General features: G+C 45.9%; 10 protein-coding genes. All 10 read right to left on the reverse strand.

Going from position 1 to position 10,692, the window contains the following annotated elements:
• Position 1 precedes the first annotated feature (1 nt).
• Positions 2-1,354 carry a lipopolysaccharide biosynthesis protein gene (locus AB4Z17_RS04470; RefSeq protein WP_339204772.1) on the reverse strand — a complete coding sequence of 451 codons (1,353 nt, stop codon included), beginning with the start codon at positions 1,352-1,354 and terminating at the stop codon, positions 2-4.
• Between the two features lie 9 nt (positions 1,355-1,363).
• Positions 1,364-2,263, reverse strand: coding sequence for a glycosyltransferase (locus tag AB4Z17_RS04475; protein ID WP_441958376.1), 900 nt, complete (start codon positions 2,261-2,263; stop codon positions 1,364-1,366).
• 3 nt (positions 2,264-2,266) lie between these two features.
• Positions 2,267-3,298 (reverse strand): glycosyltransferase family 4 protein, encoded by a 1,032-nt coding sequence (locus AB4Z17_RS04480; RefSeq protein ID WP_441908581.1) that lies wholly within the window; start codon positions 3,296-3,298, stop codon positions 2,267-2,269.
• Between the two features lie 15 nt (positions 3,299-3,313).
• Positions 3,314-3,886: an acyltransferase gene (locus tag AB4Z17_RS04485; RefSeq protein WP_441908582.1), complete on the reverse strand. Its 573-nt coding sequence runs from the start codon at positions 3,884-3,886 to the stop codon at positions 3,314-3,316.
• Complete coding sequence (locus AB4Z17_RS04490) at positions 3,883-5,016, reverse strand: glycosyltransferase (RefSeq protein WP_441908583.1); 1,134 nt, start codon at positions 5,014-5,016, stop codon at positions 3,883-3,885. The genes AB4Z17_RS04485 and AB4Z17_RS04490 overlap by 4 nt, the downstream gene beginning before the upstream one ends.
• 1 nt (position 5,017) lies before the next feature.
• Positions 5,018-6,187 carry a glycosyltransferase family 4 protein gene (locus AB4Z17_RS04495; RefSeq protein WP_441958378.1) on the reverse strand — a complete coding sequence of 390 codons (1,170 nt, stop codon included), beginning with the start codon at positions 6,185-6,187 and terminating at the stop codon, positions 5,018-5,020.
• Positions 6,184-7,569: a hypothetical protein gene (locus tag AB4Z17_RS04500; protein ID WP_441958380.1), complete on the reverse strand. Its 1,386-nt coding sequence runs from the start codon at positions 7,567-7,569 to the stop codon at positions 6,184-6,186. The genes AB4Z17_RS04495 and AB4Z17_RS04500 overlap by 4 nt, the downstream gene beginning before the upstream one ends.
• Before the next feature lie 21 nt (positions 7,570-7,590).
• Positions 7,591-8,706: a glycosyltransferase family 4 protein gene (locus tag AB4Z17_RS04505; protein WP_441958382.1), complete on the reverse strand. Its 1,116-nt coding sequence runs from the start codon at positions 8,704-8,706 to the stop codon at positions 7,591-7,593.
• Positions 8,707-8,878: 172 nt separating this feature from the next.
• Positions 8,879-9,568, reverse strand: a complete 690-nt coding sequence (locus AB4Z17_RS04510) for a sugar transferase (RefSeq protein ID WP_076269100.1) — start codon at positions 9,566-9,568, stop codon at positions 8,879-8,881.
• Positions 9,565-10,473 carry a UTP--glucose-1-phosphate uridylyltransferase GalU gene (gene galU / locus AB4Z17_RS04515; protein WP_076269101.1) on the reverse strand — a complete coding sequence of 303 codons (909 nt, stop codon included), beginning with the start codon at positions 10,471-10,473 and terminating at the stop codon, positions 9,565-9,567. The genes AB4Z17_RS04510 and galU overlap by 4 nt, the downstream gene beginning before the upstream one ends.
• Positions 10,474-10,692 lie beyond the last annotated feature (219 nt).

Genomic DNA, 10,692 nt, shown 5'->3' on the forward strand with positions numbered 1-10,692 from the left:
ATCAACGCGCTCCTTTACGTTGTTTTTTGTCTTTCAAACGCTCGATTAAAAAACGGAAATCATTTTTATCAAACAACATCCCTGATAGCTTTACTTGGAAAATAATTCTCATCGAGGCCAACGTCACTACTAAACGAATGACTGCACCGATTAATAAAGCAAGTGCAATTCCATTTAGCCCATACAAGGGTGTAAACAGAAAAAACAATCCGATGGTTGCCGCTAAGGCAATAAGCTGGCGGACAAGCACCAGCCCTGGACGGCCCATCGCATTAAACGAGGATGCCAAAATCCATGAGCCCCCGCCGAGAATGCATTCGAACGACAGCAGATAGAAGGCCCCGCTTGCTTCAAGGAACGGCGCTCCGAACAGGATGCCCATCAGATAACGCCCGATGAACATGCTCGGGATAACGACGATCGTCATCAGCAGCATCGATAGCCGAAACGCCCTGCCTACCGTTGCGATGATGGCTGACTTCTCCATGCCGGTAACCTTCGGAAACACAACATTCGTAATCGCCATCTGAACGACATTGAATACACGGGACAGCGCATAAACAACCGTATACAACCCCAGTTCTCTAGCTGTCAGCATCGATAAAATGACAAGCTTGTCAAACTGTGTGTAAAGCGTGCCGAGAAGCTCCACTCCGAACACTTTGCTGCCATAGCCAAATAACGCTTTCGCTGCCAGCCGATTGCCGAGTCCCTTCAACCAGTTCATCTGAAGCGTTTCTCTTAAACTATAGAGTGACCATGAAACGACAAGCACGCTGGTTACGAGAAATACAAGCGAAGCATTATGCAGGCTTAAATCACCAATCGCCCATAACCCCAAGAGCCCAACCAGATTGCACAGCGGAACCAATAAGCGCACACCGTTATAAATGTTAAACTTGCCCGTACTTTGCGCCAGCGCCGATATTAAATTAATAGCGAGCAGAATCGGCAGCATGAGTACCGTATACCATCTCGTAATTTGAATGATGTCAGCAGGATAGTTGCCAAGCCATACCGGCAGCCATACCCACGCGACCACGCCAATGATGATGCTGACCGGAATTTGAAATAGAAAACCCGCTCTAACAAAATCGCTGCCGCTGCCTTTGTTTTGCTTCATATTATAAATAAGAGAGGTCGGCAGGCCGAAGCCAACAAGACCCGCGAGCAGCGTTGGCCAAAACAAAATGGCTGAAAATTCGCCCTTGCCAACAACGCCGAACATACGCGCCGTCACGATGGAAGTCAGCGTGCTGATAACCATGACTAGCAGGTTCGTTGCACTCGTGCGCATAATCGTTTGAACGAGGCCGTTGCCTCTCCACGCTTTTGAAATTGCAAGCTGTGCCATAGCTTTCCGTCAACCCCTACCGTTATAGCGCAGAATGCCGACTAATGACCCGTTGCGATAACATATTTTCACGACTTGACTGATGAATTTCTTAAAATGAAAAATCGACAGCAAGGATGTTCCGATTGCCTGAATCATTCGGATCACATGTTTTACGATAGCAATGAGGCTTCGATCCTGCCGCTTAACCGCATCGCTCACGCCTTGCCAGAAGATCCGCTTCAAAAACCATTTTTTTGTCGTTCTCTCCTTGGCAATTTTGTGTTGAACGGATCCATATGGCGTATAAAATACTTTGTAGCTTTCACGAATCCGTGCGATAAGCTCACTTTCCTCACTTGAGAGCAGGTTTGTGCCTACCCGCCCAAGATCCTCTCGGAACGGCTTATACTTATGAAAGACGCTTGCCCGAAATGCGACGTTTGCGCCATATGGAATGGACGGTGCAGGCATTTCCTTCACAACGTTTGCATAATCAAGAATCGTGAATACCGAGCGATGCTCCTCTGGAATCCAGTCCGGCTCAGCCGCTTCCCAGATCGGATCAATTTTGCCGCCTACGCAGCCAATCGCCGGATCGCTTTCGAACACGTTCACAATATGCTGCACCCAGTCCCGAGAAGCCAACGCATCATCATCCAAAAATAAAATGAATTCGCCGTTTGCTTCCTTAATCGCTCGATTGCGTGCTACCGACAAACCAAGCTTGTTCTCAAAAATATACCGAATGCTTGGACCATACCGATACGCAAGCTTGCCTACCACTTCAGCCGTATTGTCTGTTGATCTGTTGTCGATGACAACAATCTCGATTTGTTCCCGCTCAAAGCTTTGAGCTATTACGCTCTCTATTGCCTCTCCCGTATCCTTCGCCCGGTTATGGGTGCAGATGGCCACCGTTACCTTCATCCTTTATCCCCATCCTTGGTAAACATTTTTTATCCTCTGTGCGATCGCGCTCCAGTCGAGCTCCTTAAGCACTTCTTCATACTTAGGCGTCTTATGCTCTCTCTTCACATTTAACGCGGCTTTCATTGCATTTTCGAGACCGTTGTAATCGCTTGGGTTGTAGCTCACGACCATATCCTCCATAAAATACTCATCGATAAAATCATTGTCCGGCATGACGATCAGCTTCCTGAACGAGAGGCCAAGTATCGCAGAGCCGGAGGTCGTAATTTCCTTGTACGGCATCACCATCACATCAACGGCGCTAATCAAGTCAGCTACTGCTTCATTTGGAATGAAGCGCAGGTCCAAAATGATGTTTTCCTTATCCTCTACCCGCTTCAAATAGGATTCCATTTGCTTGTCCGCTTTGCCCGCAATGATCAGATAGGTGTTTCGAGTCTTGAATGCATTAAACGCTTCAATTAAATCCTCGACACCCTTATACGCTTTGATTGCCCCTAAAAACAAATAAACATCAGCTTCCTCGCTGATGCCATAAGACGCTCTGAAGTTGAAGCCTGCAGGCTTATACACGCCAAGATAATGACCATGCTTTACGACAAAAAGCTTGCTAGCCGGCACTCCGAATTCCTTCATAACCTTACGTTTGATCGACTCCGAAGCAACCAGCAGCTTGCTGCAAAATTTGCAAATAATCGTTCGCATGTAACGCTCCAGCCGCTTATACTTCACCTGATGCGGATACAGGTTATGAATCGTCCAAACCAGCTGCACTTTTCGCAGCTTCAAATAAAGCATCGTCATTATAAATATGATCGATTTCACTATGAACAAAAGCAGATTATCATTTTGATAAGCATGATGCATCCAGTGAATATGGACGATATCGCCAGCTTTCGCTTGTCCGACCTGAAGCGCTAGCTTGCCATGCTGCAAATCCTTCACTTCCATGCCTGCACTGCTGAGTGAATCGGTCAATAAATCATTGTAAAAGTTTAATTCGCTTGATTTTGGCCACATCCATACTTTCATCGCCGTACGCTCCCTTTAGTTATATCTGCGAACCCATTCCTTCGTAATCTGGAGCTCGCGAATAATCTTTGCGGGTGCACCGCCTGCCAGCACATTATCCGGAATATCCCGCGTTACGATGCTGCCTGCAGCAATGACTGAACCGCTGCCAATCGTTACACCAGGCAAAATAACAGCTCCGCGTCCAATCCACACATTGTCAGAGATGACGATGTCCTTGCTGCCAGCTCGATCTTCCATATCTACGGGGTGGAAGTTGGTATCGATAATGTTCACCATCGGACCGATAATCGTGTTGCTGCCAATTCGGATCGACTTCGTACAGCCAATGTCGAGGCCATAATTAAAAAATACATTATCCCCTACCCAAAGCTCCGCCTGCTTCTCTACGGTAACTGAAGAAGGCAGCGGCTTCGCATGGAAGGAAACATTTTTCCCAACGATGAACCGCCCTTTGTTTCGCAAGGTCAGCTTTCCGGAAATACGGCCAAGCCTGCCAGCTGAACTCGTCTTGACTCGCAGTATCGCAGCCCCCTTCAATACAGCCAGGAGCTTGCCGAAGCTTAATCGATTATATACGGTGCTCATCTGACCATCCCGCCTGCCGCTTCCGATTTTAAGTTTGGCGCAAGCAGCTCACGATATGTCGACTCCACCTTCTTCGCAATGGAGCTCATATTAAAGTCGCTCATTACGCTTGCATAACCTTGGCTTGATAGTTCCTCATAATCAACTTCCCCATCGTAGACGCTTCTCATCGTCTGATACAGCTCTTCCACATCGCCGTCCTTCACGATGAAGCCGCCTCTTGTATGATGGATGATTTCTGGCGCTCCGCCCGAATCTGCAACGATAACTGGCGTTTCAACGAGCATCGATTCAATAATGACTCTGCCAAACGGCTCGTTAAGGGAGAAGTTTATCGTTAAATCACATTCCTTCATCACATCAAGCGGCTTTTTGCTGTAGCCATAGAAGACCACATGATGCTCCAAGCCGTAGGACAGCACCTTTTGGATCATGTCATTGTAATAGTCATCCGACCCGTCAACGGATGCATCGCCCACGATGAGCAGCTTCCAATTGTTCCGATTGCTGTCGCTTAGTTTCTTCACTGCCTCGATCATGAGATGGTATCTTTTCCATTCCACAATCCGGCCGAACGTGCCGATGACGAGCGTATCATCTTCCATAAAGGCTCTGCTCTTTCTCGTCAAAGCAAGCTCTGGATCAACACCGTTATAAATGATCGTCTTATTGCTGCCCTGAATCGAATTGGCTACAAAATGCGAAATGCATATCACCTGATCAAAAAATTTAGGCAGCACTTGGTTGAACATACGCAAATGGGTATAGTCGCGATGATGCCAGATCAGCTTTGACTTCGTCATAAACTTTAGCGGAGCTGTGTACCAAGGTGCGCGCCAGCCGTTGGCATGAACGATGTCGATGCGGTTTTTACGAACAAAGGATTGAATCTTAAGCACCGTTTCGATATAACCTAAGCCTAGTTTTTTCTTAATGCTGCCCAGCTGCAGCGGAAAATGAACATAATCCGATCTAATTTCATTTAGATATGTCGCATCGCGAGGACTTAACAAGAAAATCCGATATTTTGACGTGTCCAAATAATTGATGAGATGGATCAGGCTTTGCTCAGCGCCACCCTTCTTATCCGCGTGGGTAACAAACAACACATTCGTTTTACTTCGACTCATATTAGAGCACCTGCTTTACTGGATAACTGACGTTCAAGGATTGCATATATGTTTTCAATACTTCTTTGTGATTATAATGGGTGCGCAAGAAGCTTTGCGATGACTCCAGCAATGATTTTGCCCTGTGCGGATCATCGAATAGCTGCTTGATTTTCCCATAAAATTGCTCCGGCCGATCAGCGACCATAATATGCTCGTTATCTACAAGTCCTGTTCCCTCGTAGCCGATGGAGGTGGAGATAACCGGCAAGCCGTTCTGAATCGCTTCAATCGTCTTCAGCTTGACGCCTGCTCCGTTCTGCATCGGGTTAACGAATAAATAGCCGCTTCTGTATATTTCATCCAAACTTTTTGGCGTATCATGTACAATGACATTCTTTAGGTTGTAGCTGTCGAGCCAGCTGAGGCTCTGTTTTCTGCTGTTCCCTGCTATGATGAACTTATAGTCCGGCTCCTTCAGCATCAGCGGGTGGATATGCTCCAGATACCACTGAATCGCTTCTCGGTTGTTCGGCATAAATAGGGAACCAATGAACACGACATGCTTGCTGCGAAAATCACTAGCTTCGAAGTTGACCTTCGTAACCGGAGGCGGAAGGAACAAGCTTTTTGCAGCAGGATGCTGTTTGCGGAAGCTTTCAAATTCCTTGCTCGATATAAACAAGTATTTATCCACCTTCTCCAGCATTTTTTTTTGCAAAATCGTGAATTTGCGGCTCTCCAAGTGGTAATACATTTTGTGAACGACGTTTTTGGTGCTATTGGCTAGCGCCTTGAAATAGACCGCTTCATCGTTATGCACCCGCAGGATAACCGTATCATGCTTGATCTTTGGATTTTGCAAAACCGGATACACGTAGTCGCCTTCAAGAAGTACATAATCGTAATCTCCTGCCAGCTCTACATTACTTAGCTCACTGCGCGACTGCACCTGCATCGGAATAACATGCAGCAGATCAGCCAGCTTGCTTCTTCGATCACATAACGTAATCTCTTCCACGTAATTATATACTGTGTCCATTTCTTCCTTAGACGGCATCTGCTTTCCGCAAACGAGCAAGTGGATCTTCCAGCCAAGCTCCGCCAGCACCTTGATTCTCCCCCATGTGTCTACCCTTCCGCCATGATCGGCGGGATAGGGAAAATCACTGCACACCACAAGCATCTTCATTTGGATACCCCCGACCTTTTTGGTTGATCTATATCGTTTTTGCCTAAATAAAGGCTAATAAAAGCAAATAGCAGCCATATCTCATATTTAATCTCCAAGGAAACAAGAAGCATTGAAAATAAGATAAAAACTAAAGCAAGAAATAGTATAGAGCTGGATTTCACTTTGACGATCAGGTTTTTGGCAAGCAGATAAAAGAACACGACTGCGAAGAGTCCGCCAAACATAATCCATTGGAAAAAGCCCGATTTGACGCCTAAGTTTTTGTCCGAGCCCGAATATTGCAACAGCTCCCCCGCATTAATTTGGCTGATGCCAAATGTATTGTAATAGAAATGGGACATCATGCTGATCGAATCATTCACATACTTATCGAAATACATGAGATATGCTCCTGTGCCAACCCCGAGCGGATTGTGAAACACCGTAATCAGCGCGATGATGATCGTTCCCATACGCGTGTAGGAAGATGTGTAGTTTTCGATGTCATTACTGAACGAGCTGACCAGCCCCGCAGAAAAATTAGTGATGAACATATACATGGCCAGAACGACTGAGATGAGCAGAACAAAATTTTTCTTTTTCCGAAAATCCAAAAACTTAATCATCGTCACGACTAGCGTGAACAAGCTGATAATCATAAACCCTTTGGAGCCTGTAATAAATAAGTAAAACAGAAAAAAACCTGAAGCATAAACGATCGTTAGCGTCTTTCCGAAGCTGTTCAAATACTTTGCCAGATAGACCAAAATGGATGCATACACGACCACGATGGAGCCCGTCGTGCTGCTCTCCGAGGTCAACATCCGAACCCTCCAATAAGGGTTGCTCCCTGCATGCAAATACGTGAAGGCGTGCGGYATACTCATAAGCTCCAAAATCATAATGACCGTCAGCAGCGTAACGATTGCAAGGAAGCAGCCATACAGCGTCTTAAAGCTTGTAATTTTTGAAAAAACGAGCTGCATATGCCTGATGTAAAGCAGGATGAGCACAAAATAAATAAGTACCTTTATCGCTTTGCCAAGCAAATTCTCTGATCCAAAGCTATAGCTGCCTTGAATGAATTGAATAAGCAAATAGGCAATGCTGATAAAGCACAAATATAAAATAAATCCGAATATATACTTCTGCAGCATGGTGCCATGCATCACCCGCTTATGCTTCGCCAGCAGCCCAATTTCGCATAACGCAAACAGCGGAACCAGCAAAATAATGGGTGACCTGCCAATCTCGCCGATCATATTGACTAACGGGAAATCCTGGTAGACGGTCAGCACCAGCAAGAAGCATAAATAAATCGCCAAAAAGATTTGCTGCTTCTCTTCTTTTTTGGCTAATTTAGCTTTAATCACTAGATTGCTTTGCAAGATTTGGCTCATCTTCTCTCCATCCCCGTAAATCTAGACGTATTTTTTGACGGCGGAGGATAACGGTTTGCTAGATTTCTGCAAGGCTTCCTCGTAAAGCCGCTCGATTTGGTTGTTCATTTTATCCGAATGGAATTTCTCTTGGAAAATGACCCATCCCGCTAAGCCCAGCTCTCTCAGCTTCGGCTTGTCCAGCTCATGAATGATGTCTGCCAGCTCCTGCTTGTTATCGAAGTCGAATACATAACCGTTAACGCCATCGCTAATAATTTCCGGCAGCGCTCCTCGATTGCTCGCAATAACCGGCTTCTTATTCCGCAGCGCTTCAATGGCGACGATGCCGAAGCCTTCCCAGCGAGATGGAATAATGACCGCATCACAGGATTGCATATAACGATCGATCTGAGAATTGTCCACCCAGCCGATCTTAATTGTGTTCTCAGGAAACGCATATTCAACCTCCTTCAGCACAGTATCGCCAACCAAATATAGGCGAACGTTTGTAAACTGATACTTGTTGAACACTTCAAGCAACAGATCAAACCCCTTCTGCCGATCGAAGCGTCCTACATAAAGTAGATGAATCATATCAGGATCAGTCTCGAAAGGCGGCGTGCTTAATTCCGACGTATCCGAAACACCGTTATAGACGACTCCCGACTTGGCTGCTGGCAGTCCATAATGCATGGCCTTCTCATATTCATGCCTCGAAATATTGATAATGAAATCAGTCCGAAGTGCGAGCGTCTTCTCAACTAAGGCGAAAATCCGCTGCTTCCATGGCTTTATATCCATCAGAAAAGCCCAGCCATGCGCATTATAGATGACGATCGGGCGCTTGCTCTTGAAAAAAAACAACGTCCGCAGGAAAACACCTGCGAACGTTCCGTGTACATGTACAATATCAGGCTTGAAGTCCTTTACCTTACGATGAATAGCTTTCATGGCTTTCACAAAATAAGCCGGCTTYCTCTTGTAAGGGTACAAGCACAATCGATCTTGGCTAATTTGAAGCGACTCAGGGCTCGAATTCTGCTCAGAAGCCATAAGAAAAATATCATGTCTGCTCGCTTGGTAGCTCAGCACCTCGTTCAAGTGCGTCTCGATGCCGCCCTTCGTAAACTCCGAAATATGCAGGATTCTTGCCATTTTTATCAACTCCTTAAGTTTTGCGAAGCAAAACTGACTTCGAAAGCATACGCTTGTTTTGCGTAGCAAAACTATCTTCGTAAGCATAAGCTTAGTTTTGCGAAGCAAAACTAACTTCGTAAGCATTAGCTTAGTTTTGCGTAGCAAAACTATCTTCGTAAGCCTTCACACTTTAAAAAGCATCCTGAGAGCCGACTAACGTTTTCACCGTTCTCAGCATAATTTTGAAATCGAACCAAATGCATCGCTTCTGAATATAGGTCAGGTCAAGCTCAACCATTTGCTTAAAGCATAGATTGTTTCTGCCGCTTACCTGCCAAAGTCCCGTGCAGCCTGGCGTTACGGACAAGCGCTGCTTGTCGTACTCCGTATATTCCGCTACCTCGCGTGAGAGTGGCGGCCTTGGACCAACCAAGGACATTTCGCCCCTCAGCACGTTCAGCAGCTGAGGCAGCTCATCGATGCTCGTTTTGCGAATGATCTTGCCGATCTTTGTAATGCGCGGATCATCCTTCATCTTGAACATTGCACCGCTAATTTCGTTCTTATCCAGCAGATCCTTCAGCTTGTCCTCAGCACCCGTCAGCATCGAGCGAAATTTGTACATGCGAAACGGCTTCTCATCCTTGCCGATCCTTGTTTGATAGAAGAAGACAGAACCTTTAGGGTCCTCCCACTTAATAAGGATAGCGATGATGATAAACAGCGGGCTTAACAGGATTAAACCGACTAGCGAACCAACAATGTCAATCGTGCGTTTGATAATCGAATACATGCTTACCGTTTGCTGAGCGCTGCGCCTATTCGAATAGTAATCAGAAACGCCGATTACCGCTTCATCCTGATATTGTGGAGGTGTCATCTTCTATCACTCCTTCCAGCTAATAACTGCTTGCTAAGCTCCCGTTCCATTAATTCCTCAAGCTCAGTCATCAACTGATACTTAATTTCATTATTTCTTAAGGCAAAGTCAAGCGTCGTCATAATGAAGCCTAGCTTCTCTCCGACATCATAACGAATGCCTTGGAAATCAAAGGCGTAAACGCCTTTTTCTACGTTAAGCTTTTGAATCGCATCGGTAAGCTGAATTTCGCCTCCAGCTCCGCGCTCATGGCGTCCTAAATATTCGAATATATCGGGAGTGAGCACATAACGGCCCATGATGGCTAGATTGGAAGGCGCTTGTCCTTGCGGCGGCTTCTCTACAAAACGATTAACCTCATAAAGATTGTCTACCCGCTGTCCTGGGTCAACGATACCGTAACGATGCGTCTGATCAACGCCAACCGTCTGTACGCCAATGACCGAGCGGCCGGTTTTCTCATATTGCTCAATAAGCTGCCTAGTGCAAGGGACTTCTGCTTCTACAATGTCATCCCCAAGAAGCACTGCAAACGGCTCGTCCCCAATGAAGTTGCGAGCGCACCATACCGCATGCCCAAGCCCCTTCGCTTCTTTTTGCCTTATGTAGTGAAGATTCACATTTGATGATTTTCTTACCTTTTCCAATATATCCAGCTTTCCTTTTTCTTCTAATATATGCTCAAGCTCAAATGCGATATCGAAGTGATCTTCAATCGCCCGCTTTCCTTTACCCGTTACGACGATGATATCCTCAACGCCTGATTCAATAGCTTCCTCTACAATGTATTGAATGGTCGGTTTATCGACGATCGGAAGCATTTCTTTTGGCATCGCTTTGGTTGCCGGTAAAAACCGTGTTCCAAGTCCTGCGGCGGGGATAATGGCTTTTCTCACTTTTTTCATTTGATTTCACCCTATCCTATTATTTTTTTTTGGTTGTTAAGGGGCATCTAACCCCTCCTCACGTCACACCCTTGACGATTAACGTCTAAGGTCGGCTGACCCACAGCATGACCGAGTGCCTCCGGTGATAGAGGTGCAGGAGACATTACCTATCTATTTCTTGCTTCTATGAGCTGGAGCAAAGACGATTAAGCTTCTGTCTTTTCTCCGTAGTAGTAA

It is taken from the genome of Paenibacillus sp. TAF43_2, from assembly GCF_052113545.1.
Taxonomy (GTDB): domain Bacteria; phylum Bacillota; class Bacilli; order Paenibacillales; family Paenibacillaceae; genus Pristimantibacillus.

Coding starts and splice junctions, on each gene's coding strand:
- AB4Z17_RS04470 (WP_339204772.1), bottom strand. CDS start 1,354: ATGGCACAGCTTGCAATTTCAAAAGCGTGGAGAGGCAACGGCCTCGTT.
- AB4Z17_RS04475 (WP_441958376.1), bottom strand. CDS start 2,263: ATGAAGGTAACGGTGGCCATCTGCACCCATAACCGGGCGAAGGATACG.
- AB4Z17_RS04480 (WP_441908581.1), bottom strand. CDS start 3,298: ATGAAAGTATGGATGTGGCCAAAATCAAGCGAATTAAACTTTTACAAT.
- AB4Z17_RS04485 (WP_441908582.1), bottom strand. CDS start 3,886: ATGAGCACCGTATATAATCGATTAAGCTTCGGCAAGCTCCTGGCTGTA.
- AB4Z17_RS04490 (WP_441908583.1), bottom strand. CDS start 5,016: ATGAGTCGAAGTAAAACGAATGTGTTGTTTGTTACCCACGCGGATAAG.
- AB4Z17_RS04495 (WP_441958378.1), bottom strand. CDS start 6,187: ATGAAGATGCTTGTGGTGTGCAGTGATTTTCCCTATCCCGCCGATCAT.
- AB4Z17_RS04510 (WP_076269100.1), bottom strand. CDS start 9,568: ATGACACCTCCACAATATCAGGATGAAGCGGTAATCGGCGTTTCTGAT.
- galU (WP_076269101.1), bottom strand. CDS start 10,473: ATGAAAAAAGTGAGAAAAGCCATTATCCCCGCCGCAGGACTTGGAACA.